Raw genomic sequence first — 22,800 nt, 5'->3', positions numbered from 1 at the left:
AATTCATCCCTTGGCAGCGGTTTTGACGCGCTGCCATGCATTTTGGCATTCCTGCTTGGTGAGAATGATATGGGTCTTAAACGAACCGAGCGCGTGCTCGGGTGACATTTTGTTCATGCTTGTATGACGAGTTCAGTGCATTTGCCGCCCTTGTACGCCAAGGCGCCTTCAACTCGCATGCCCGGGGCGCGGGAAGCTGACAAAACTGTTATGTGACGGAACAATGCCTGGTCGCAATTGCTTAACTTGATACTCAATATTGCGCCCCCATCTGATTCAGATGCGGATAATGTCCGCCATTTTCCGCCCGCTGCCGGACCGGGCTCCCACGGGCTCTTTTGGCGTGGGGCGGGACGCCGGCCCCTGGTCGGCGTTACGATACGGTCTTGAGCGTCAACGCAAGCGCGCGCGACCGTGCCGCGCCGGCGCCCCCTGAATAGAGCCTATGAAAATCATTGATCCCGCTATTGCATCCCTTGCCACCGCCAAATCGCTGCTGCTGGACCCCTGGGGCCTGACTGAAGCGGACATGGCGCGCGCGCTGGGTGAAATCTTCACCCACAAGGTCGATTACGCCGACCTGTACTTCCAGTACACGCGCAGCGAGGGGTGGAGCCTGGAAGAGGGCATCGTCAAGACTGGCAGCTTCTCGATCAGCCAGGGCGTGGGTGTGCGCGCCGTCAGCGGCGAGAAGACCGCTTTCGCCTATTCCGATTCCCTGTCGGCGGACGCCTTGCTGTCGTCGGCGCATGCCGTGCGCGGCATTGCGCGCCGCGGTGCCGGCAAGGTCAAGGTGGCCGCGCAGGTCGAGGCCGAGATGGGCCGCAGCCTGTACGCGGACATCGACCCCGTCGCAACGTTGAGCGCTCCGGAAAAGGTCGCGTTGCTTGAACGCATCGAACGCATGGCGCGTGCGCGCGATCCCCACGTCATCCAGGTGATGGCAGGGCTGGGCGCCGAATACGACGTGGTGCTGGTGGCCGGCAGCGATGGCCGCCTGGCCGCCGACGTGCGTCCGCTGGTGCGCCTGTCGCTCACCGTGATCGCCGAACGCAACGGCCGCCGCGAAATGGGCCATGCGGGTGGCGGCGGACGCCTGGGCCTGGCGTATTTCACCGACGAAATGCTGCAAAGCTACGTCGAGCGCGCCGTGCACGAAGCCATGGTGAATCTGGAAGCGCGTCCTGCGCCGGCAGGCGAGATGACAGTGGTGCTGGGTTCGGGCTGGCCGGGCATCCTGCTGCACGAAGCCGTGGGCCACGGTCTGGAAGGCGACTTCAACCGCAAGGGTTCCAGCGTGTTCTCGGGCCGCATCGGCGAACGCGTCGCCTCCAAGGGCGTGACCGTGGTGGACGACGGCACGCTGCCGGACCGCCGCGGCTCGCTGAACATCGACGATGAAGGCAACGCCACCCAGCGCAACGTGCTGATCGAAGACGGCATCCTGCGCGGCTACATGCAAGACACGCTGAACGCCCGCCTGATGAAGACGGCTGCGACCGGCAACGGCCGCCGCGAGTCCTTCGCGCACCTGCCCATGCCGCGCATGACCAACACCTACATGCTGGCCGGCGACAAGCCCGCCGAGGAAATCGTGTCGTCCGTCAAGCGCGGGCTGTACGCGGTGAATTTCGGCGGCGGCCAAGTTGACATCACCAGCGGCAAGTTCGTGTTCTCGGCCTCCGAGGCCTACATGATCGAAGACGGCAAGGTGACTTATCCCGTCAAGGGCGCCACCCTGATCGGCAATGGCCCCGACGCCATGACGCGCGTCACGATGATCGGCAACGACCTGCAGCTGGATTCGGGCGTGGGCACCTGCGGCAAGGACGGCCAGAGCGTGCCGGTGGGCGTGGGCATGCCGACCGTGCGCATGGAAGGCCTGACGGTCGGCGGCACGGCGTAATCGTCATGCAAGGCCGTCGCGTCCCTTAAAAACGATGTGACGGCCCGAAAAAACTGTGCTAGAGTCAATCCCCATGAAATTCGCGTCCCCCGCCTTTTACTTTTATTTTTATGGTTTTCTGAAGCCGCTGGCGGAGGAAGGGACGCGCTCAATCTGAAGTTTGGAAAGAATCCCCCCAAAAAAGCCGCCAGCGAACTGGCGGCTTTTTTTGTGCCGCCGGGATCGGGAAAGACCGATCGGAATGGACCCCGTTGGCGGGCAACCCAGGAGCAGTACCGTGTCACACAATACCGACGACCTTCGTATTCGAGAAATCAAGGAACTGAATCCGCCCGCGCATGTGATGCGCGAGTTCGCGTGCACGAAGGAGGCGTCCGATACCGTATTCGCCGCCCGCCAGGGCATGCACCGCATCCTGCACGGCATGGACGACCGCATGATCGTCGTGATCGGGCCGTGTTCGATCCATGACACGCGTGCCGCCATCGAATATGCGAAGCGCTTGAAGCCGGTGCGCGACCGCCTGAGCGCCGATCTGGAAATCGTGATGCGCGTGTACTTCGAAAAGCCGCGCACCACGGTGGGCTGGAAGGGCTTGATCAACGACCCGGACCTGGACGGCAGCTTCGACATCAACAAGGGCGTGCGCGTGGCCCGCGAACTGCTGCTGGACATCAACAGCCTGGGGCTGCCGGCGGGTTGCGAGTTCTTGGACATGATTACGCCGCAGTACATCGCGGATCTGGTCTCCTGGGGGGCGATCGGGGCACGGACGACGGAAAGCCAGGTGCATCGCGAACTGGCCTCGGGCCTGTCGTGTCCGGTGGGGTTCAAGAACGGCACGGACGGCAATGTGAAGATCGCGGTGGACGCCATCAAGGCCGCATCGCAGCCGCACCATTTCCTGTCGGTGACCAAGGGCGGGCATTCGGCGATCGTGTCGACGGCCGGCAACGAGGACTGCCACGTCATCCTGCGCGGCGGCAAGACGCCGAACTACGATGCGGCCAGCGTGGACGCGGCCTGCCAGGACGTGTCCAAGGCCGGCCTGGCGCAACGCATCATGGTGGACGCCAGCCATGCCAACAGCAGCAAAGACCCTGAAAACCAGCCGCGGGTGATCGATGACGTGGCGCGCCAGATGGAAGCGGGCGACGCGCGTCTGGTCGGCGTGATGGTGGAAAGCCACCTGCTGGGCGGACGCCAGGACATGGTGCCGGGCAAGCCGCTGGTCTATGGCCAAAGCATCACCGACGGCTGCATCGATTGGGACGCGTCGGTGGCCGTGCTGGAACGCCTGGCGCACGCGGTGCGCGAGCGCCGCCGGGTCGCGCTGACCTCCGGCAAGTAATGCCGTGCGAGCGCCGTGTGCCGCCTGCCTGGGGCGGTGTGCGGCGCAGCATGCGCAGCGGCGTAGAATATTCTGATTACCGAACCCGAGAACACGCTGATCATGAACGCTCCCTTGCACGCTGAAACGTTGCGCCGCCCGGTGCCGGCCGCCTGTCTGGATGCCTTGCGCGCGCGCTTTGGCGACCGCCTGTCCGAGTCCTCCGCCGTGCGTGAACACCACGGCCGCGACGAGTCGCCGTATCCGCCGATGCTGCCGGACGCCGTCGTCTTCGCGCACACCACCGAGGAAGTCGCCGAGGTCGCCAAGCTGTGCAACGAGCATCGTGTTCCGCTGATTCCCTATGGCGCAGGTTCTTCGCTGGAAGGCCACGTGCTGGCGATCCAGGGCGGCATCAGCCTGGACCTGTCGCAGATGAACAAGGTGTTGGCGATCAACGCCGAAGACCTGACCGCTACCGTGCAGGCGGGCGTGCTGCGCAAGCAGTTGAACGAAGAGATCCGCAACACCGGCCTGTTCTTCCCGATCGACCCGGGCGCCGACGCCAGCCTGGGCGGCATGGCCGCCACGCGGGCCTCGGGCACCAATGCCGTGCGCTATGGCACGATGCGCGAGAACGTCATGTCGTTGACGGTGGTGACCGCCGACGGCCGCATCGTCCGCACGGCGGGGCGTGCGCGCAAATCGTCGGCGGGCTATGACCTCACGCGCATTTTCATCGGCAGCGAAGGCACGCTGGGCATCATTACCGAAGTGACGGTGCGCCTGTATCCGCAACCCGAAGCCGTGTCGGCCGCGGTCTGCAATTTCCCCACGCTGGACGATGCCGTCCAGAGCGTGATCGAGATCATCCAGATGGGCGTGCCGGTCGCGCGCGTCGAATTCATGGACGCGGCCAGCGTGCGCTCGGTCAACCAGTACAGCAAGCTCACCTTGCGTGAAACGCCGCTGCTGGTGTTCGAGTTCCATGGCAGCCCGGCAGGCGTGCAGGAGCAGGCCGAAACGGTGCAGGCGATCACCGCCGAACACGGCGGCATGGACTTCGAGTGGGCCGAGCGCCCCGAAGACCGCAGCCGCCTCTGGACCGCCCGCCACAATGCCTACTTCGCCGGCCTGCAATTGCGGCCCGGCTGCCGCGCCAGCACCACGGACGTTTGCGTGCCGATCTCGCGGCTGGCCGACTGCGTGCGCGACACTGTCGAGGAACTGGACCGCGCAAGCTTCCCGTACACCATCGTCGGCCACGTCGGCGACGGCAACTTCCACGTGCTGATGCTGCTGGATGCCGAGAATCCGAAGGAATGGGAAGAGTCCGAAACGATCAACCACAACCTGGTGCGCCGCGCGATCGCCGCGGACGGCACCTGCACCGGCGAACATGGCGTGGGCCTGCACAAGATGCAGTTCATGGCGGAAGAGCACGGCGAAGACGCGCTGGACCTGATGCGCAGCCTGAAGCATGCGTTTGATCCGCACAACATCCTGAACCCGGGCAAGATCGTGTCCTGGTAAACGCCGCGCGGCGACCGCGCAGCCCGCAAGACCCGAAGCCGACGGCACTGCCCGTCGGCTTTTTTTGTTTGGGCCCGGGGGGAGGGGGTAGTGAATTTCCAGTGACACCTTTCATCAAATCCTTTACTCTATTTTTTCGTAGACAAATGTCCACATTGTGGATATTCCAATAAAGGTCTGCGGAAAAATCAAAGCGGGCGACGCCTCGACAGAAGGCGCGCCCCGAAACCAAGGAGACAAGGATGTTGATGAGACAAGGCTTGATGGCGGCCGCCCTGAGCGTGGCTGGCCTGGCGGCGGCGCTGCCGGCGCATGCGCAGGCGGACGCGTATCCGAACCAACCGGTCACGCTGGTGGTGCCGTTCCAGCCGGGCGGCGGCACGGATGCCGTGGCCCGCACCTTTGCCAAGGTGTCGGCGCAGTATTTCCCCAAGGGCATGGTGGTGCTGAACAAGTCCGGCGCGGGCGGCGCGGTGGGCTGGAAGTACGTGTTGAACAGCAAGAACGACGGCCACACGCTGACCGTCGTGACGGCGGAGTTCGTGATCCTGCCGTTGCTGGGTCTCTTCGACCACACCTACAAGGACTACACGCCGCTGGTGCAGCTGAACGCCGACCCTGCCGCGATCGTGGTGCCGATCAATTCGCCCTACAAGACGCTTGAGGAATTCATGGCCGCGGCCAAGAAGGCGCCGGCCACGATGAACGTCGGCACCTCGGGCACCGGGTCCATCTATGACGTGGCGCTGAGCGCCTTCGAGGTCAAGTCCGACACCCGCTTCACGCACATTCCGTTTCCGGGTTCCGGCCCGGCCTTGCTGAACCTGCTGGGCGGCCAGCTGGATGCGGTGGCGACGAGCCCTGCCGAGGCGTCCGAATACGTGCGCGCCGGCAAGCTGCGCCTGCTGGTGCTGATGAGCGACAAGCGCGTGCCGGAATTCCCCGACGTGCCGACAGCCAAGGAGAAGGGCCTGGACGTGGCGTACGGCACCTGGCGCGGCATCGCCGGGCCGAAAGGTATGCCGCCCGCCACCGTGGCCAAGCTGAAGGAAGTCTTCGAAAAAGTCGCGCAGGACCCGCAGCTGATCGCGGCGATCAAGGCCCAGAACCTGGGTTACGTCTATGCCGACGGCGACGCTTTCGAAAAGAAGATGGCGGCCGAGACCGCCGATTACGCGCAAGTCCTGAAGACCCTGAGCATCAAATAAGCCATGAGCCAAACGACTGCTGTGCCCACTCCCTACCGTTATCCCAACCCCAAGGAAGCGCTGCCCGACATCGTGGTGCCGCAGGTGATTCCCGACGACGAGCGCGTCTGGGTGCCCCAGGCCGAAAACGTCTGGTTCCGGCCGCTCTGTCTGAACGTGTCGCAGGGCTACTGGATGAACCTGCTGCGCGTGCGCAAGTCGGGCGTGCTGAGCTGCCACCGTCATCCGCAGGCGGTGCATGGCTATGTCATCAAGGGGTCGTGGCGTTATCTGGAGCACGACTGGATCGCCCGCGAAGGCAGCTACGTTTTCGAGCCCCCGGGCGAAACGCACACCTTGTACGTCCCGGAAGACGTGGAGGAAATGATCACGATGTTCCAGGTCAACGGCGTCATGTACTACTGCGACAGCGAGGGCCGGCACACGGGCTACGAAGACGTGTTCACCAAGCTGGACATGTGTCGCAAGCACTACGAAAGCGTGGGGCTGGGGGCGGACTATGTCGATCAGTTCGTCCGCTGAGGAACACGCCATGAGCTTTCAGGCAGGGCTGTTCAAGGAAAAGACCGCGGTGGTCACGGGCGGCACCCAGGGGCTGGGCCGGGCCGTAGCCGAAGCGCTGGCGCGGCTGGGCGCGCGCGTGATCGCGGTGGGGCTGCCATCGGCCGAAGCGCCGCCGGCCGGTGTGGAGGTGGCGACGCTGGACGTCACGCGAGCGGAAGACGTTGCCGCGTTTGCCGCCACGCTGGAACGCGTGGACATCCTCATCAACTGCGCCGGCGTGATCTTCCGGCAAGAGGAGTTCAAGCTGCCCGTGTTCGAGCGCGTGCTGGACATCAACCTTACCGGCACCATGCGCGTGTGCGAAGCGTTGCGGCCGCAGCTGGCGCGCGCCAAGGGATGCATCGTCAACACGGCGTCGATGCTGAGTTTCTTTGGCGGCGGCCTGGTGCCGGCTTATAGCGCGAGCAAGGGCGGGGTGGCGCAACTGACGAAGTCGCTTGCCATCGCTTATGCCGAGGCGGACATCCGGGTCAATGCGGTGGCGCCGGGGTGGATCGCCACGCCGCTGACGGAGGCCTTGCAGAAAGACCCGGCGCGCGCCTCGCGCATCCTGGAACGCACACCGCTCAAGCGCTGGGGCACGCCGGACGACGTGGCGCAGGCGGTCATGTTCCTGTGTTCGCCGGCGTCGGCGTTCATGACGGGCGTGGTGATGCCGGTGGATGGCGGCTACATGGTAACCTGACCCGCGCTCCGGCCCGCCGGCGCGCTTTGTCACGGAAACCGTCAATGAAAGTCCCCCGCGTGAAGCTTCCCCGCGCCGCCGCCACAGAGGCCGCGTCGACTGCATCGGTTGCGGCGCCGGCCGTCGCCGGCACCGCCTCTTTCTCCAAGTTCATGCGCGTGCTCGACGCCATCGCGTTGGGGGGTGATACAGCCTGGACGGTCAACGAGCTGAGTGCCCGGCTGGGCTATCCGCGCCCGACGATCTACCGCATCGTCGAGGCGCTGATCGCCGAACAATTGATCGTGCCCAAACGCAATGGCCAGTCCTTCGCACTGGGCCCTCGGCTTGTCAGCCTGGCCAGCCGCGCGCTGGAAAGCTCCGACATCCGGCAGTTGTGCAAGGACCACCTGTTCGACCTGAAAGAGGTCACGCAGGAAACCGTGCATCTTGCGGTGCCGGACCGGTCCGAAATGACCTACATCGACAAGCTGGAAAGCCCGAAGGCGGTGCGCATGAACTCGCGCCTGGGCAGCCGCGTCACGATGTACTCCAGTTCGGTGGGCAAGGCCTATCTGGCGCAGCTACTTCCGGCAGCGCGCGACGCCCTCATCCAGACCCTGGATTTCAAAGTGTTCACCGAGGCCACGCTGCGCACGCCGCAGGCGTTGCGCAAAGAGCTGGAGCAGATCCGCCGGCAGGGCTACGCGGAAGACCGTGAAGAGAACGAGAAGGACATCTTCTGCTTCGGTTGCGCGATCACCGACAAGCAGGGCATGCCGGTCGCGTGCGTGAGTTTGAGCATTCCCGCGTTCCGCATGAGCGCCAATCGCGAGGTCAGCTATATCAAGCCGCTGGTCGACACGTGCGCGGCAATTTCCAGAAAGCTGGCGATGCTGGATTTTTCAGGCTGATCGGCTGCGGCTTTTCCACGACAAACACCGTCTGGAATTACCGCTGGTTACGTGTGCGCCGCAGGGTAGACGACTGGATGCGGGTAAATCCCGGCCTGTTTTAAGGGACTGGTCGCGCTATTGTTGCGCTCATGAATTCACTGGTCGAAACCGGCCTGGCACAAGTGCAGGCGCCTTATTCGTTGCAGCAGCTGATCGAGGCGTTGTCGGCCGCGTTGCCCGCGCACTGCGTATTGTTCCGCGAAGAGGACACGCGCCCCTACGAATGCGACGGCCTGTCGCTGTATCGCGCGCTGCCTGCCGTCGTGGCGTTGCCGGAAACCGAAGAACAAGTCCAAGCCGTCATGCGCATCTGCAAGCGGCTGAACGCGCCGATCGTCGCGCGCGGCGCGGGCACCGGCCTGTCCGGCGGCGCCATGCCGCACAGCCAGGGTGTACTGCTGGGCCTGTCGAAGTTCAACCGCATCAAGCATATCGATCTGGCCAGCGCCACGGCGATCGTGCAGCCTGGCGTGCGCAATCTGGCGATTTCGGAAGCGGCCTCGCCTTACGGGCTTTACTACGCGCCCGATCCCTCCAGCCAGATTGCCTGTTCCATCGGCGGCAATGTGGCCGAGAATTCCGGCGGCGTGCATTGCCTGAAATACGGTTTGACCGTGCACAACGTGCTGCGCGTGCGCGTGGTCACGATCGACGGCGACGTGGTCGAGTTGGGTTCCGAAGCGCCGGACGCGCCGGGCCTGGACCTGCTGTCCGTCTTCATCGGATCCGAAGGCATGTTGGGCGTGGTCACCGAGGTGACGGTCAAGCTGATTCCCAAGCCGGCTTGCGCGCAGGTCGTGATGGCCAGTTTTTCCAGTGTCGAGGCAGCCGGCAACGCGGTCACGCAGGTGATCGCGGCGGGCATGATCCCCGCAGGGCTTGAAATGATGGACCGACGCGCCACGCATATGGTCGAACCGTTCGTGCGCGCCGGCTACGACATGGACGCACAGGCGATCCTGCTGTGCGAGTCCGATGGCACGCCCGAAGAGGTGGCGCACGAGATCGACCGGATGGAAGCGGTGTTCCGCGCCGCCGGCGCCACGCGCTGCCAGGTATCGACCTCTGAGGCCGAACGGCTGAAATTCTGGGCCGGCCGCAAGAACGCATTTCCGGCTGCGGGCCGCGTGTCGCCGGATTACTACTGCATGGACGGCACGATTCCGCGCCGCCATCTGGCGCGCGTGCTGGGCGCCATCGAACAGATGGAAGACGAATTCGGCTTGCGTTGCGCCAACGTGTTCCACGCGGGCGACGGCAATCTGCATCCGCTGATCCTGTTCGATTCGAATAAGCCGGACGAGGTGGAACGGGCCGAGAAATTCGGCGCGGCCATTCTTGAGCTGTGCGTGCAGGTAGGAGGGACCGTGACCGGAGAGCACGGTGTGGGTATGGAGAAAATAAATCAAATGTGCGTGCAATTCTCTCGCGAAGAACTCGACGCGTTCCTGGCGGTCAAGCGGGCATTCGACCCGCCGTGCCTGCTGAATCCTGAAAAGGTCATTCCCACGCTGGCTCGCTGTGCCGAATACGGCAAGATGCATGTCCATGCGGGCGAGCTGCGCTTCCCCGATCTCGCCCGCTTCTAGGACGTATCCCCCATGGATTTTGTCCTGTCGGAATTGTGCGACCAGGTCATGACGGCCCGTGCCGGCCACAAACCGCTGTTTGTGATGGGCGGAGGCAGCAAGGCGTTCTACGGCAATTACCGTCCGGTAAGGCCGCAAGACGGCCACTGCCTGCTGGACATGACGCCGTATCGCGGCATTGTCAGCTACCACCCGTCCGAACTGGTGGTGACGGTGCGCGCGGGTACGCCGCTGGCCGAACTGGAAGCGGCGCTGGCTGAAAACGGCCAGATGCTGGCGTTCGAACCGCCGCATTTCGGGGCTGCCGCCACGGTGGGCGGCTGCGTGGCGGCGGGGCTGTCCGGCCCGCGCCGCATGAGCGCGGGCGCCTTGCGCGACTTCGTGCTGGGGACGCGGCTGCTGGATTCGGAAGGACGCATCCTGTCGTTTGGTGGAGAGGTCATGAAGAACGTGGCGGGGTATGACGTTTCGCGCCTGCTGGCCGGTTCGCACGGCATCTTCGGCGCGCTGCTGGACGTCTCGCTGAAGGTAGTGCCGCGCCCGATGGAAGAGGTGACGCTCGTCATGCCCGCCACCCAGGCCCAGGCGCTGGCCAGCTTCGCGCTGTGGCGCGGCAAGCCCTTGCCGATCTCGGCCACCAGTTGGACGGGGGGCGATGAGCATGCCGAGGGGGTGATGCACGTGCGCCTGTCCGGCGCGCCGCCGGCCATCGCCAGCGCGCGCCAGGTCATCGGCGGCGACCCCTTGGATCCCGATGCGGCGCAGGCCTGGTGGCTGGCGCTGCGCGAGCAGACTCACGCCTTCTTCGCGCCGGGTCAGCCCCTGTGGCGCCTGGCCTTGCCGCCCACGGCCGCCGCGCTGGCGATGGGCCCGACCCTGATCGAATGGGGCGGCGGGCAGCGCTGGCTATCCGGCCCGCGTGATGCCGCGGAATTGCGCGACACCGCGGCGCGGCTGGGCGGGCACGCCACCCTGTTCCGCGCGGGCCACAGCAAGCCGCCGGCCGACGGTGTGTTCCATCCGCTGGCGCCCGGCATCGCGTCAATCACGCGCCGCCTCAAGCAAGAGCTTGACCCGGCCGGCCTGTTCAACCCCGGCCGCCTGGTCCTGGAGCTATAGCGCATCATGCAAACCAACCTGGCATCCTGGGCACGCGATACCGACCTGGGCAAAGAGGCCGACGCCATCCTGCGGCGTTGCGTGCATTGCGGGTTTTGCACGGCCACCTGTCCGACGTATCAGGTATTGGGCGACGAGCTGGACAGTCCGCGCGGCCGCATCTACCTGATCAAGCAGGTGCTGGAGGGCGCCGAGCCCACGCAGTCCACGCAACAGCACCTGGACCGCTGCCTGACGTGCCGCAATTGCGAAACCACCTGTCCGTCCGGCGTTGAATACGGCCATCTGATCGATATCGGGCGCAAGATCGTGGACGAGCGCGTTCCGCGTTCCTGGGCCGAAAAGGCCAAGCGCAATTTCCTGCGTCGCGCCATGCTGTCGCCGATGTTCGCGCCGGCGATGCGGATGGGACAGGCCGTGCGCGGCTTCTTGCCTGAAGCGCTCAAGCGCAAGGTGCCGGAACGCCGCGACGCAGGCCCGTTGCCCGCCGTGGCCGGGCATGCGCGGCAAGTGCTCATGCTGGCCGGTTGCGTGCAGCCGGCCATGATGCCCACGATCGACGCGGCCACGATCCGCGTGCTGGATGCCGTGGGCATCGGCGCGCGCATCGCGCCGGGCGCCGGGTGCTGCGGCGCAGTCAGCTTCCACCTGGACGCGCAGGACGCGGCGCTGGCGCAGATGCGTGCCAATGTCGACGCCTGGTGGCCGCTGGTCCAGGACGGGGGCGTCGAAGCCATCGTCATGAACGCGTCGGGCTGCGGCGCGATGGTGAAGGAATATGCGCATCACCTCAAACACGATCCCGCGTACGCCCAGAAGGCCGCGGATATCGTCGCGCTGGTGAAGGACGTGGCCGAGATCGTGGCGCCGCATGCCGAGCAGCTGCGCGCACGGTTGCCGGCCGGCACGCGGGCCGCATTCCATCCGCCCTGCACCTTGCAGCACTGGCAGGGGCTGCGGCCGCTGTCGGAGCAACTGCTGGCAGACCTGGGGTTTGAACTGCTGCCGTTCGCCGACAAGCACTTGTGCTGCGGTTCGGCGGGGGCCTATTCGGTGCTGAACCCGGAGATCGCGCTGGAACTGCGCGACCGCAAGCTGGGCGCCATCGCGGCAGGCGGGCCGGACGTGATCCTGTCGGCCAACATCGGCTGCATCGGGCATCTGCAAAGCGGCACCGACACGCCCGTGCGGCATTGGGTGGAAGTCGTGGACGAACAGTTGCAGAAGGCGGTTGCCGCATAAGGGCAGGAGGTTCCCACGAACGCCCCGTTCGGGGCATTCGTGGGCAGGCGGCGGTTACTCGACCGCTTTCACCATGTCTTCCAGCACTTTCTTCGCGTCGCCGAACACCATCATCGTGCGATCCATGTAGAACAGCTCGTTGTCCAGGCCCGCATAGCCCGAGGCCATCGAGCGCTTGTTCACGATCACGGTGCGCGCCTTATAAGCTTCCAGGATGGGCATGCCGGCGATCGGGGACTTCGGATCGTTCTTGGCGGCCGGGTTGACCACGTCGTTGGCGCCCAGCACCAGCACCACGTCGGTCTGCGCGAACTCGCTGTTGATGTCTTCCATTTCGAAGACCTGGTCGTAGGGCACTTCGGCCTCGGCCAGCAGCACGTTCATGTGGCCGGGCATGCGTCCGGCGACCGGGTGGATGGCGTACTTGACCGTCACGCCGCGTTCGGTGAGCTTGGTTGCCAGTTCCTTCAGCGCGTGCTGCGCGCGCGCCACCGCCAGGCCGTAGCCCGGCACGATGGTCACGCTTTCGGCGTTGGTCATCAGGAAGGCGGCGTCGTCCGCGCTGCCCGATTTGACGCTGCGCTGCTGGCCCGCACCGGCATCCGCGCCGCCGCCCGCCTGGCCGCCGAAGCCACCCAGGATCACGTTGAAGAACGACCGGTTCATCGCCTTGCACATGATGTAGGACAGGATCGCGCCGGACGACCCCACCAGCGAGCCGGCGATGATCAGCATCGGGTTGTTCAGCGAAAAGCCGATGCCGGCCGCCGCCCAGCCCGAGTAGCTGTTCAGCATGGACACCACCACCGGCATGTCCGCACCGCCGATCGGAATGATGATCAGCACGCCCAGCACGAAGGCCACCAGCGTCATGATGATGAAGGGCGTCCAGTCCTGCGTCAGCATGAACCACACGCCGCACCCCAGCATCACGAGCGCCAGCGCCAGGTTCAGCATGTGCTGGCCGGGGAACACCACGGGCGCGCCCTGGAACAGCCGGAACTTGTACTTGCCCGACAGCTTGCCGAAGGCGATGACCGAACCCGAGAACGTGATGGCGCCCACGAACGTGCCGATGAACAGCTCGAAGCGGTTGCCGGTGGGGATCATCGCCCCTGCCGCGACGATGCCGAAGGCATGCGGTTCGGCCACGACCGCGACGGCAATGGCGACGGCCGCCAGGCCGATCATGCTGTGCATGAAGGCAACCAGTTCCGGCATCTTCGTCATTTCGACGCGGCGCGCCATCAGCGTGCCGACGGTGCCGCCCACCAGCAGGCCCAGCAGGACCCAGCCCAGGCCGACCGTGGCGGTGCCTTCGCGGGCCAGGCCGACGATGAGCGCCGCGGTCGTCAGCACGGCGATTGCCATGCCGGCCATGCCGAAGGCGTTGCCCAGCCGCGAGGTGGTGGGATGCGACAGACCCTTGAGCGCCTGGATGAAGCAGACCGAGGCAATCAGGTACAGCAGGGTGACGAGGTTAAGCGAGATCATTTCGCTTCCTCCTTGCCCGGCTTGCGATCCTTTTTCTTGAACATCTCCAGCATGCGCCGGGTCACCAGGAAGCCGCCGAAGACGTTCACCGCGGCCAGCGCCACGGCGAACACGCCCATGCCGCGGGCCAGTCCGCCTTCGGTCAAGGCGGCCGCCAGCATGGCGCCCACGATGATGATGGCCGAGATGGCGTTGGTGACTGCCATCAGCGGCGTGTGCAGGGCGGGGGTGACGTTCCACACGACGTGGTAGCCGACATAGATGGCCAGCACGAAGATGATGAGGTTCATCAGGGTGGGGTTGATCGCTTCCATGTTCAGGTCCTCCGCGTCACATTGCCGCCTTCGCACACCAGGCAGGCCGCCACGATTTCATCGTCGCGCTGGATTGCCAGCGCGCCGTCCGCATTGATGATGAGCTTCAGGAAGTCCAGGATGTTGCGCGCGTACAGCGCGGACGCATCGGTGGCCACCAGGCCGGGCAGGTTGGTCAGCCCGATGATCGTCACGCCGTGCTTCTCCACGACCTGGCCTTTCTCGGACAAGGGGCAGTTGCCGCCGCGTTCGACGGCCAGGTCGACCAGCACCGAGCCGGGCTTCATGGCCGCGACGGTTTCCGCGGACACCAGTGTTGGCGCGGGACGGCCCGGGATCAGGGCCGTGGTGATGACGAGGTCCGCCTGCTTGCAGCGTTCGGACACCAGCGCCGCCTGCCGCGCCATCCAGCTGGGCGGCATGGCGCGCGCGTAGCCGCCTGTGCCTTGGGCGATCTCGCGTTCCTCTTCGGTCTCGAAAGGCACGTCGATGAACTTGGCGCCCAGCGATTCCACCTGCTCGCGCGCGGCGGGACGCACGTCGGACGCTTCGACCACCGCGCCCAGGCGCTTGGCCGTGGCGATGGCCTGCAGACCGGCCACGCCGGTGCCCAGGACCACCGCGCGCGCAGCTTTCAGGGTGCCCGCGGCGGTCATCATCATCGGGATCAGCCGGCCGTAATGGTGCGCCGCCAGCAGCACGGCCTTGTAGCCGGCCAGGTTGGCTTGCGAGGACAGCACGTCCAGGCTTTGGGCGCGCGTGATGCGGGGGGCGGCCTCGAGCGCGAATCCGACCAGTCCTGCACCGGCCATCTGCTCCAGGCCTTCGGCATCGAACGGATCGAGCATGCCGACCACGACCGTGCCGGGCTTCATGTGCGGTAATTCCGCGGCGGAGGGCGCACGAACCTTCATGACCAGTTCGGCGCCCAGGGCATCCTGGGCGGAACCGAGCGTGGCGCCCGCGGCCACGTAGGCGTCGTCCAGATAGCGGGCCGCAGTGCCTGCGCCACGCTCTACGACAACGGTGTGTTTGCCGCCTACGTACTTCTTGACGGTTTCCGGTGTTGCTGCGACACGGGTTTCCCCGTCTCGGGTTTCTTTTGGTATCCCGATGTGCATCGACGCCTCTCCTAGAAGGTTCGCCGTAGTATATGCCCCCACGCCGCTCTCGTTTCACTCGTTTGCTGCCCCCCGAGGGGGCTGGCCCGCCTTGGGGCGGCCCGGCGGCGGGCCGGCAATTCTGCTGCAGACTGGCGGGGGGCGGACATTGCTTCTTTTGGCTTACGCAATCTTCCGCGCAAAAAAAAGCCCCATGGCGAACCATGGGGCTTCGGGTCTTTCAACCCACTTGCTCCGGCCAGTCTTACCACGCCGCTGGCCGGCTACTTGCGTGCAGGCGTCCGGCGTCAGGCCGTCTGCGCGCGAGTCCAGTTGATCAGCGCGGCGGTCAGGTCGCGCAGATCGGCCTTCAAGCGGCCGTAGTTTTCGGTCGGACGCAGCGTGACCTCATCCATATACAGCTTGCGGTTGATTTCGATCTGCAGGCTGTGGCGGCCTTCTTCGGGGCGGCCGAAGGCGCGCACCAGTTCCACACCCTTGTAGGGATCGTTCACCGTGACGTTGTAGCCGCGCTCGCGCAGCCACGCCGCGATGAATTCGCGGAAGGCCGGGTCGCTGGTGCTGCCGTCGCGGTCGCCCAGCACGAAGTCGGGGTGGACCAGGCCGGGGCGGTCGGTGGCGAAGGCGCCGGCGACGCTGGGCATGGAGTGGCAGTTGATGTGCCAGACCTTGCCGAACTTCTGGTGGGCGGCGTCCAGCACCTTGCCCAGCGCGGCGTGGTAGGGCTTCCAGCAGGCGTCGATGCGGTGGCGGACTTCTTCGACCGTCAGCTTGCGGTTGTAGAGCGGGGTGCCGTCGTCCAGCATGCGCCAGATCAGGCCCTTGCCCAGCTTGACCTTGGGCGAGGCGTTGATGGCGTCAGGCCAGGCGGCGTCCAGCAGCAGTTCGTCGATCTCGTCGGGCGCGCGGTTGGCGTCGATGTAGGCGCGCGGAAAACCGGCGGCGATCATCGGTACGCCCATTTCCATGGCGTCGCCCCACAGGTCGTCAACCCAGGTGTCCTCGGCAGTGCGCAGTGCGCCAAAGTCCACCGCGGCCGCGAAATCGGGAGGGTAGGCGGTGCCACTGTGCGGGGAGTCCAGCACAAGCGGGGCCGAGGTTTCCGAATCCGGATATTGCTGCGGAAGGTCGAGCCGGTAAGACAGGGGTTGGGTAATTCGCATATTGGGGTCTTGCGTTCGTGAATCGGAGGCGCCCGCCCGCGCAAGCCTGCGCGGGCGGGGCCGAAGACCGCTTAGTCGATCTTCACGTTGGCTTCTTTGGCGATGCGCTTGTTCTTGGCGATTTCCGCCGCGATCTGCTTGCCAAAGTCGGCCGAGCTGTTGGCGGCCGGTTCGGCGCCCAGCGCTTCCAGGCGCGTCTTGACGTCAGCTTCGGCGCTGACCTTCTGCACCGCTGCGTTCAGCTTGGCCAGGATGGGTTCCGGCAGCTTGGCCGGGGCGACCAGGCCGAACCAGGACGCGTCATTCACGGCCGGCAGGCCGACTTCGGCGAACGTGGGCACGTCGGGCAGGCTTGCGACCCGCTTGGGCGCGGCAACCGCCATGGCGATCAGGCGGCCGGACTGCACGTGCGGCAGGGTCGAGGGCAGGTTGTCATACATGACATCGACCTGGCCGGCCAGCGCGTCGTTCAGCGCCGGGCCCACACCACGGTAAGGCACGTGCATCAGGTCGGTGCCCGAGGCCATCTTGAACAGTTCGCCCATCATGTGCGAAACCGAACCGTTGCCGGCGGACGCGTACGTCAGCTTGCCCGGCTGGCTCTTGGCCAGCTTGATGAAGTCGGCCATGTTCTTGGCCTGGACCTTCGGGTTGATCGTCATGATGTTCGGCACGGCGGCCAGGTTCGAGATGGGGGTGAAGTCCTTCTCGCCATCGAACGGCAGGTTCGGGTAGATGGCCGGGTTGATGCCGTGCGTGCTGACGGTGGCGATGCCCAGGACATAGCCGTCCGGCGCGCTGCTGGCGACGAAGGCGCTGCCGATCGAGCCACCGGCGCCGCCGCGGTTTTCCACCACGACGGTCTGGCCCAGTTCCTTGCCCAGCTTGTCCGCGAACAGGCGGCCGACGATGTCGGTGGTGCCGCCGGGCGGGAAGGGGACGATCAGGCGGATGGGCTTGCTCGGATACGCGTCTTCCGCGTGTGCGATACCCGAGGTCAGCGGCATGGCCAGGGTCGCGGCGGCGACACACAGGCCCAGTACTACGTTACGGCGTTGCATGAATTCCCCTAATAAATGGAAAGCGGATGCGCAAAGGCAGACGCAAACGCAACGATTCTTTCCTGGCGAGGCGGTTTGCGCAAACGAAAGTTTCTCCGTAAGCTATGACTTTTTTTCATGCCTCTCTTGGGCCAGCATCGTTGGGACGTTACTTTTGTGTAACTTTCTTGTTGCTTTTCAATAGGCCGGAGGCAGCGGGGATCATCCCCCGGTCAAGCCCCGCTGGGGCAGGAGCCCCACGCTTCGTGGGGGCTACACATGCGACGTTTCTGTCCCTCATTAACGGATCTTCAGGCATTCGAGGTCGCGGCACGCCATAGCAGCTTCACGCGCGCGGCGCAGGAATTGTGCGTGACGCAGGGCGCCGTCAGTAAACAGGTGAAACATCTGGAAGAGTTCGTCGGCGTCGAACTATTCCTGCGGATCAGGCAAGGCCTGGTCCTGACCGAGGCCGGCCGCAGTTATCTGACCAAGATCCAGGCGGGCCTGGGCCAGATCGAGGCCGCCACCGTGGAGCTGATCGCGCACCAGGGGCAGGGCGGCACGCTCAACCTGACCTGTATGCCGACCTTCGGCGCGCGCTGGCTGATCCCGCGCCTGACGGCGTTCATGCGCCTGCGCCCGGACATCCATGTGGAGTTCCTGCCGCACCGCCAGGGCTACGACTTTTCAACGCCTGAACTGGATGCCGCCGTGCGCTTCGGCGAAGGCCTGTGGCCCGGCAGCGGCTCGGACTACATCGTCGGCCGCGAAATCGTGCCCGTCTGCAGCCCGCGCCTGATCCCGGGCGGCTGTCCGTCGCCCGAGGCCTTGCTGGCGTATCCGCTGCTGCACCACACATCGGCGCTGGAGGGTTGGCGCGACTGGTTCGAGCAGGCAGGCTGCGACACGCGGCGCAGCCTGGAAGGGGCGCGCTTTGATCAATACGCGCTGCTGTCCCAGGCGGCCGCCGCCGGCTTCGGCGTGGCGCTGATCCCGCGTTGCCTGATCGAAGACGAATTGCGCGATGGCAAGCTGGCCGTCGCCATCCAACTGCCCATCCGCGCGCGCATGGGCTATTACCTGTGCTATCCCGAGCAGAAGGCCAACCTGCCCACCTTGCAGGCTTTCCGGGCCTGGCTGATGGAAGTGTCGCGGGCGGCGGAGCCGCAGCCGCGGGAAGACGCGTTGTCCGAACTAAAATGATCGCATCATGAGTCAAACATTTAGCAAGAAAGGCCGCGTTGTCGTCGGCATGTCGGGCGGGGTCGATTCGTCGGTCACGGCCTGGCTGTTGAAGCAGCAAGGCTATGACGTCGTCGGCCTGTTCATGAAGAACTGGGAAGACGACGACGATTCCGAATACTGTTCGACCCGCCAGGATCTGCTGGACGCGGCCAGCGTGGCCGATCTGGTCGGCGTGGACTTCGAGTTCGTCAACTTCGCCGCCGAATACAAGGACCGCGTGTTCGCGGAGTTCCTGCGCGAGTATTCCGCCGGCCGCACGCCCAATCCCGACGTCCTGTGCAATGCCGAGATCAAGTTCAAGGCCTTTCTGGACCACGCAATGGCGCTCGGCGCCGAACATATCGCCACCGGCCACTACGCGCGGGTGCGCGAGGTGCCGGCCGAGGGCGGCGGCACGCAGTTCCAGTTGCTCAAGGCGCTGGATGCGTCCAAGGACCAGAGCTACTTCCTGCACCGGCTGAACCAGGCGCAACTGTCGCGCACCCTGTTCCCGCTGGGCGAGATCCACAAGACCGAAGTGCGGCGTATCGCGCACGAGATCGGCCTGCACAACGCTGCCAAGAAGGATTCCACGGGGATCTGCTTCATCGGCGAACGGCCATTCCGCGAATTCCTGAACCGCTACCTGCCGACCGAACCGGGGCCTATCCTGACGCCCGAAGGGCAGAAGGTCGGGCGCCACGAAGGCTTGTCCTTCTACACGCTGGGCCAGCGCAAGGGCTTGGGCGTGGGTGGCGTGAAGGGACGCCAGCGCGAAGACGGCACGGCCGAAGCCTGGTACGTGGCGCGCAAGGACCTCGAACGCAACATCCTGTACGTGGTGCAGGGGCACGACCATCCCTGGCTGCTGTCTGGCCAGTTGCAGGCGCAGGACGCCAGCTGGGTGGCGGGGCATCCGCCGGCCATCGCCGGTTACGGCGCCAAGACGCGCTATCGCCAGGCCGACGCGGCCTGCCGTTTGGACCAGGCCGAAGGCGCCACCTTCGCGCTGGATTTCGCCGAGCCGCAATGGGCTGTCACGCCCGGCCAGTCGGCCGTGCTTTACGATGGCGAGGTTTGCCTGGGCGGCGGGATCATCCTGTAATGCACGCGGGTCCGTCCTGATCGGACCCCGACAAGGCCCCGCAGGCGCGATGCCGGCGGGGCCTTCGCTCATGACAAGCAAGAAACCGAACAATAAAAGAGGAGACGGTTGTGGATGTGACGATGTTGATTTGCCTGCTGGTGCTGGGGGCGGTGGTGGGCTTTGCGGCGGGTCTGCTGGGCATTGGCGGCGGGATGGTGCTGGTGCCTTTCCTGACGATGCTGTTCGCATGGCAAGGCATGCCGCCTGAACTGGTCGTGCACGCGGCGATCGCGACGTCCATGACGTCCATCCTCTTTACCTCCGTGTCCAGCGTCAGGGCGCATCAACAGAAGGGCACCATCAAGTGGCCGATCGTGTGGGCGATGGCGCCAGGCATCATCGTGGGCGGGCTGCTGTCGGGCGGGGCGGTCTTCGCCGCGCTCAGCACGCTGTGGCTGTCGCTGTTCTTCGCGCTGTTCGTGGGCTATTCCGGCTGGAGCATGCTGCGCAACAAGAAGCCCAAGCCGGCGCGCCAGATGCCTGGCGTGGTCGGCACCAGCGCGGCGGGCGCCGGTATCGGCTTCCTGTCGGGGCTGGTCGGCGCGGGCGGCGGGTTCCTGTCCGTGCCTTTCATGGTCTGGTGCAACGTGGCCTTGCACAACGCAGTGTCCACGTCGGCCGCGCTGGGCTTTCCCATCGCGCTGGCCAACAGCGTGGGTTATGTGGTGTCGGGCCTGAACGAAGGGACCTCGCGTCCGGGCATGCTGGGCTACATCTATTGGCCGGCCCTGGTGGCGCTGGTGTGCACCAGCGTGCTGACGGCGCCGCTGGGTGCGCGCATGGCGCACCGCCTGCCGGTGCAGACCTTGAAGCGGGTGTTTGCCTGCCTGCTGTTCGCGCTGGCGGCCTACATGCTGTTCAAGGCCTGGCAGACCTTCGCGGCGCAATAGGACGGAATTTCGGGGCGCAGAAATGCAAACCGGTCGCATTGCGCGGCCGGTAGTCAGGTGCCCTGCGGGGCTGCCTTCGTGGAGCGGCCCGTGCGGAGCGGGCTTTCCGGGACCGCCCTCAGGCGGTCTTGGGGATGGTGTCGATGAACGATTGCCGCTGCGACAGCTTGTCGTACAGGCGGGCAAGGTTCGAATGGTTGACGCGCCAGTCGAGCGAGGCGAAGCGCAGGTCCAGGTAGCCCAGCGCGCAGCCCACGGCGATGTCCGCCAGGCTGTAGTTGATGCCCATACAGTGGGCGTTGTCGCCCAGGCTCTTGTTCATGGCATCCAGGCTGGCGTGGATCTTGCTGTACTGGCGCTCGATCCATTCGGGGCTGCGTTGCGCCTCGGGACGCTGGTTTTCCTTCACGATGGCCACGCAAGCGTCCAGGAGGCCATCGGCGATGGCTTCCCAGCATTTCACGGCGGCACGGTCGCGGCCCGGCTGCGGAATCAGGCGGGCGACGGGGGACAGGGTGTCCACGTATTCGACGATGACGCGCGAATCGAACAGCGCGCCGCCGTCTTCCATGACGAGGCAGGGCACTTTGCCCAGGGGGTTGTACGTTTGGATCTGCGTGTCGGCGGACCAGACGTTTTCGAGTTCAAGCCGGTAGTCCAGCTTTTTCTCGGCCATGACGATACGCACCTTGCGTACGTATGGACTGGTAAGCGAGCCGATCAGTTTCATGGAGTCACAAGCGGAGTCGAAAAGCGGCCGAAGTATAGCAGGCCGGCTGAACGTCGAACCGTCCGCTGGCCGGAATCTTCGCCAGTTTGCCACAATGTTGCATTCCCCCGGATGATAAAATCGTCGGGTTTTCCCATCCGTAGCCATTTCTTCTTCAGACCATGCAAATCGCCGATCAATTGAGCCAACTTAATGCCCTTTCGCCATTGGATGGCCGTTACGCTTCCCGGGGCGACGCGCTGCGCGGTCTGCTGTCCGAGGCCGGCTTCATGGCGCACCGCGTCGAAGTCGAGGTGGCGTGGCTGGTCGCCCTGTCCGACGCCGGCCTGCCCGAGCTGCCCGCTTTCTCCGCGGCCGCCCGTCAGCGCCTGCAGCAGCTGGTGCAGGATTTCTCGGAATCCGACGCCGCCCGCATCAAGGACATCGAGCGCGTCACCAACCATGACGTGAAGGCCGTCGAGTACTGGCTGAAGGAAAAAGTGGCCGATGACGCCGAACTGGCCCGCGCCGCCGAGTTCATCCACTTCGCCTGCACCTCCGAAGACATCAACAACACCTCGCATGCGCTGATGCTGTCGCGTGCGCGTGACCAGGTCGTGGTGCCGCGCCTGCGCGAGCTGGCCGCCAAGCTGAACGACATGGCCGTGGCCCAGGCCGACCAGCCGATGCTGTCGCGCACCCACGGCCAGCCGGCCAGCCCGACGACGCTTGGCAAGGAATTCGCCAACGTGGCGGCGCGCCTGAATCGCGCCATCGCCGCCGTCGAAGCAGTCGAGCCCCTGGCCAAGCTCAACGGCGCCACCGGCAACTACAACGCCCACCTGTCGGCCTATCCGGAAATCGACTGGCCCGCGTTCAGCCAGCGCGTCCTGGCCGGCCTGGGCCTGACCCAGAACCGCCACACCATCCAGATCGAACCGCATGACTGGATGTCGGCCCTGTTCGACGCCATCACGCGCGCCAACATCATCGTGCTCGACCTGGACCGCGACGTCTGGGGCTACGTGGCGCTGGGCTACTTCAAGCAGCGCCTGAAGGACGGCGAGGTCGGTTCGTCGACCATGCCGCACAAGGTCAACCCGATCGACTTCGAAAACTCCGAAGGCAACCTGGGCCTGGCCAACGCCGTGCTGCGCCATCTGGCCGACAAGCTGCCGATCTCCCGTTGGCAGCGCGACCTGACCGACTCCACCGTCCTGCGTAACCTGGGCGTGGGCCTGGGCTATTGCCTGGTGGCGTGGGATGCGTGCATGCGCGGCCTGGGCAAGCTGGAAGTCAACACGGCCGCCATCGATGCCGACATCGACGCGTGCTGGGAAGTGCTGGCCGAGCCGGTGCAGACCGTCATGCGCCGCTACGGCCTGCCGCAGCCGTACGAACAGCTCAAGGCCTTGACGCGGGGCAAGGGCATTACCGAGGAAGCTCTGCGAGAATTCATCCAGGGCCTGGCGCTGCCGGACGAGCCGAAGGCCCGTTTGCTGGCGATGACCCCGCGTTCGTACATCGGACTGGCTGCAGAGCTGGCCCGGGCGGTATAGTCGCCATGCCGCGCGCGCAAGGCGC

The 22,800-nt window shown here is 65.4% G+C and carries 20 protein-coding genes; 14 read left to right on the top strand and 6 right to left on the bottom strand.

The genetic code is table 11. From position 1 onward, the window contains the following. The first annotated feature begins 445 nt into the window (after positions 1 to 445). From tldD to glcF, 10 genes are all read left to right on the top strand, one after another. A complete protein-coding gene (tldD, locus tag AC27VE_RS18435) occupies positions 446 to 1,906 on the top strand; it encodes a metalloprotease TldD (RefSeq protein ID WP_006224983.1) in 1,461 nt (486 codons plus the stop codon). A 277-nt stretch (positions 1,907 to 2,183) separates the two neighbouring features. Next, the gene (gene aroG / locus AC27VE_RS18430; RefSeq protein ID WP_006224982.1) at positions 2,184 to 3,257 is read left to right on the top strand and encodes a 3-deoxy-7-phosphoheptulonate synthase AroG; all 1,074 of its coding nucleotides are present in this window, start codon (positions 2,184 to 2,186) and stop codon (positions 3,255 to 3,257) included. Positions 3,258 to 3,359: 102 nt separating this feature from the next. Continuing rightward, positions 3,360 to 4,769, top strand: a complete 1,410-nt coding sequence (locus tag AC27VE_RS18425) for an FAD-binding oxidoreductase (protein ID WP_088590599.1) — start codon at positions 3,360 to 3,362, stop codon at positions 4,767 to 4,769. 242 nt (positions 4,770 to 5,011) lie between these two features. Further along, complete coding sequence (locus AC27VE_RS18420) at positions 5,012 to 5,977, top strand: tripartite tricarboxylate transporter substrate binding protein (protein WP_488704645.1); 966 nt, start codon at positions 5,012 to 5,014, stop codon at positions 5,975 to 5,977. A 3-nt stretch (positions 5,978 to 5,980) separates the two neighbouring features. Then, positions 5,981 to 6,499, top strand: a complete 519-nt coding sequence (locus tag AC27VE_RS18415) for a 2,4'-dihydroxyacetophenone dioxygenase family protein (RefSeq protein WP_006224979.1) — start codon at positions 5,981 to 5,983, stop codon at positions 6,497 to 6,499. 10 nt (positions 6,500 to 6,509) lie between these two features. Further along, a complete protein-coding gene (locus AC27VE_RS18410) occupies positions 6,510 to 7,226 on the top strand; it encodes an SDR family NAD(P)-dependent oxidoreductase (protein ID WP_488704644.1) in 717 nt (238 codons plus the stop codon). A 44-nt stretch (positions 7,227 to 7,270) separates the two neighbouring features. Continuing rightward, entirely contained in the window at positions 7,271 to 8,119 is an 849-nt protein-coding gene (locus tag AC27VE_RS18405; RefSeq protein WP_488704643.1) for an IclR family transcriptional regulator, read from the top strand. 131 nt (positions 8,120 to 8,250) lie between these two features. Beyond that, a complete protein-coding gene (locus AC27VE_RS18400; protein WP_006224976.1) occupies positions 8,251 to 9,750 on the top strand; it encodes an FAD-linked oxidase C-terminal domain-containing protein in 1,500 nt (499 codons plus the stop codon). A gap of 12 nt (positions 9,751 to 9,762) precedes the next feature. Next, complete coding sequence (gene glcE, locus AC27VE_RS18395; RefSeq protein WP_424625728.1) at positions 9,763 to 10,869, top strand: glycolate oxidase subunit GlcE; 1,107 nt, start codon at positions 9,763 to 9,765, stop codon at positions 10,867 to 10,869. A gap of 6 nt (positions 10,870 to 10,875) precedes the next feature. After that, the gene (gene glcF, locus AC27VE_RS18390) at positions 10,876 to 12,111 is read left to right on the top strand and encodes a glycolate oxidase subunit GlcF (RefSeq protein ID WP_280025248.1); all 1,236 of its coding nucleotides are present in this window, start codon (positions 10,876 to 10,878) and stop codon (positions 12,109 to 12,111) included. Positions 12,112 to 12,165: 54 nt separating this feature from the next. Here glcF and AC27VE_RS18385 read toward each other — a convergent pair whose 3' ends face one another. From AC27VE_RS18385 to AC27VE_RS18365, 5 genes are all read right to left on the bottom strand, one after another. Continuing rightward, complete coding sequence (locus AC27VE_RS18385; protein WP_488704642.1) at positions 12,166 to 13,605, bottom strand: NAD(P)(+) transhydrogenase (Re/Si-specific) subunit beta; 1,440 nt, start codon at positions 13,603 to 13,605, stop codon at positions 12,166 to 12,168. Continuing rightward, positions 13,602 to 13,919, bottom strand: a complete 318-nt coding sequence (locus AC27VE_RS18380; protein ID WP_006224972.1) for an NAD(P) transhydrogenase subunit alpha part 2 — start codon at positions 13,917 to 13,919, stop codon at positions 13,602 to 13,604. Before AC27VE_RS18380 ends, AC27VE_RS18385 begins: the two co-directional genes overlap by 4 nt. Positions 13,920 to 13,921: 2 nt before the next feature. Further along, positions 13,922 to 15,040 carry a Re/Si-specific NAD(P)(+) transhydrogenase subunit alpha gene (locus AC27VE_RS18375; RefSeq protein WP_488704641.1) on the bottom strand — a complete coding sequence of 373 codons (1,119 nt, stop codon included), beginning with the start codon at positions 15,038 to 15,040 and terminating at the stop codon, positions 13,922 to 13,924. Between the two features lie 287 nt (positions 15,041 to 15,327). Beyond that, positions 15,328 to 16,203 (bottom strand): N-formylglutamate amidohydrolase, encoded by an 876-nt coding sequence (locus AC27VE_RS18370; protein ID WP_035213185.1) that lies wholly within the window; start codon positions 16,201 to 16,203, stop codon positions 15,328 to 15,330. Positions 16,204 to 16,274: 71 nt separating this feature from the next. Continuing rightward, positions 16,275 to 17,264 (bottom strand): Bug family tripartite tricarboxylate transporter substrate binding protein, encoded by a 990-nt coding sequence (locus AC27VE_RS18365; RefSeq protein ID WP_006224969.1) that lies wholly within the window; start codon positions 17,262 to 17,264, stop codon positions 16,275 to 16,277. Between the two features lie 258 nt (positions 17,265 to 17,522). Here AC27VE_RS18365 and AC27VE_RS18360 point away from each other — a divergent pair, with 258 nt between their 5' ends. From AC27VE_RS18360 to AC27VE_RS18350, 3 genes are all read left to right on the top strand, one after another. Then, the gene (locus tag AC27VE_RS18360; RefSeq protein ID WP_035213183.1) at positions 17,523 to 18,449 is read left to right on the top strand and encodes a LysR substrate-binding domain-containing protein; all 927 of its coding nucleotides are present in this window, start codon (positions 17,523 to 17,525) and stop codon (positions 18,447 to 18,449) included. Between the two features lie 7 nt (positions 18,450 to 18,456). Then, on the top strand, positions 18,457 to 19,575 hold the full coding sequence (gene mnmA / locus AC27VE_RS18355; protein ID WP_488704640.1) for a tRNA 2-thiouridine(34) synthase MnmA: 1,119 nt from the start codon (positions 18,457 to 18,459) through the stop codon (positions 19,573 to 19,575). Positions 19,576 to 19,685: 110 nt separating this feature from the next. Then, positions 19,686 to 20,507, top strand: a complete 822-nt coding sequence (locus AC27VE_RS18350; protein WP_280029950.1) for a sulfite exporter TauE/SafE family protein — start codon at positions 19,686 to 19,688, stop codon at positions 20,505 to 20,507. A gap of 118 nt (positions 20,508 to 20,625) precedes the next feature. Here AC27VE_RS18350 and AC27VE_RS18345 read toward each other — a convergent pair whose 3' ends face one another. After that, positions 20,626 to 21,237, bottom strand: coding sequence for a glutathione S-transferase (locus AC27VE_RS18345; RefSeq protein WP_006224965.1), 612 nt, complete (start codon positions 21,235 to 21,237; stop codon positions 20,626 to 20,628). Between the two features lie 161 nt (positions 21,238 to 21,398). On the opposite strand from AC27VE_RS18345, the gene purB reads away from it, so the two are divergent. Next, the gene (gene purB, locus AC27VE_RS18340) at positions 21,399 to 22,775 is read left to right on the top strand and encodes an adenylosuccinate lyase (RefSeq protein ID WP_315139482.1); all 1,377 of its coding nucleotides are present in this window, start codon (positions 21,399 to 21,401) and stop codon (positions 22,773 to 22,775) included. The last annotated feature ends 25 nt before the right edge of the window (positions 22,776 to 22,800 follow it).

The organism is Achromobacter sp. 18P8.1.1 (assembly GCF_057799415.1).
This window is presented reverse-complemented; position numbering and strand designations above follow the sequence as displayed.

Bases quoted from the DNA above. Each gene is read 5' to 3' on its own strand.
- mnmA (WP_488704640.1), top strand. From the start codon at position 18,457: ATGAGTCAAACATTTAGCAAGAAAGGCCGCGTTGTCGTCGGCATGTCG.
- AC27VE_RS18425 (WP_088590599.1), top strand. From the start codon at position 3,360: ATGAACGCTCCCTTGCACGCTGAAACGTTGCGCCGCCCGGTGCCGGCC.
- AC27VE_RS18365 (WP_006224969.1), bottom strand. From the start codon at position 17,264: ATGCAACGCCGTAACGTAGTACTGGGCCTGTGTGTCGCCGCCGCGACC.
- AC27VE_RS18360 (WP_035213183.1), top strand. From the start codon at position 17,523: ATGCGACGTTTCTGTCCCTCATTAACGGATCTTCAGGCATTCGAGGTC.
- AC27VE_RS18405 (WP_488704643.1), top strand. From the start codon at position 7,271: ATGAAAGTCCCCCGCGTGAAGCTTCCCCGCGCCGCCGCCACAGAGGCC.
- glcE (WP_424625728.1), top strand. From the start codon at position 9,763: ATGGATTTTGTCCTGTCGGAATTGTGCGACCAGGTCATGACGGCCCGT.
- AC27VE_RS18345 (WP_006224965.1), bottom strand. From the start codon at position 21,237: ATGAAACTGATCGGCTCGCTTACCAGTCCATACGTACGCAAGGTGCGT.
- AC27VE_RS18385 (WP_488704642.1), bottom strand. From the start codon at position 13,605: ATGATCTCGCTTAACCTCGTCACCCTGCTGTACCTGATTGCCTCGGTC.
- AC27VE_RS18415 (WP_006224979.1), top strand. From the start codon at position 5,981: ATGAGCCAAACGACTGCTGTGCCCACTCCCTACCGTTATCCCAACCCC.
- AC27VE_RS18420 (WP_488704645.1), top strand. From the start codon at position 5,012: ATGTTGATGAGACAAGGCTTGATGGCGGCCGCCCTGAGCGTGGCTGGC.
- AC27VE_RS18370 (WP_035213185.1), bottom strand. From the start codon at position 16,203: ATGCGAATTACCCAACCCCTGTCTTACCGGCTCGACCTTCCGCAGCAA.
- AC27VE_RS18380 (WP_006224972.1), bottom strand. From the start codon at position 13,919: ATGGAAGCGATCAACCCCACCCTGATGAACCTCATCATCTTCGTGCTG.
- AC27VE_RS18375 (WP_488704641.1), bottom strand. From the start codon at position 15,040: ATGCACATCGGGATACCAAAAGAAACCCGAGACGGGGAAACCCGTGTC.
- purB (WP_315139482.1), top strand. From the start codon at position 21,399: ATGCAAATCGCCGATCAATTGAGCCAACTTAATGCCCTTTCGCCATTG.
- tldD (WP_006224983.1), top strand. From the start codon at position 446: ATGAAAATCATTGATCCCGCTATTGCATCCCTTGCCACCGCCAAATCG.
- AC27VE_RS18410 (WP_488704644.1), top strand. From the start codon at position 6,510: ATGAGCTTTCAGGCAGGGCTGTTCAAGGAAAAGACCGCGGTGGTCACG.
- AC27VE_RS18400 (WP_006224976.1), top strand. From the start codon at position 8,251: ATGAATTCACTGGTCGAAACCGGCCTGGCACAAGTGCAGGCGCCTTAT.
- glcF (WP_280025248.1), top strand. From the start codon at position 10,876: ATGCAAACCAACCTGGCATCCTGGGCACGCGATACCGACCTGGGCAAA.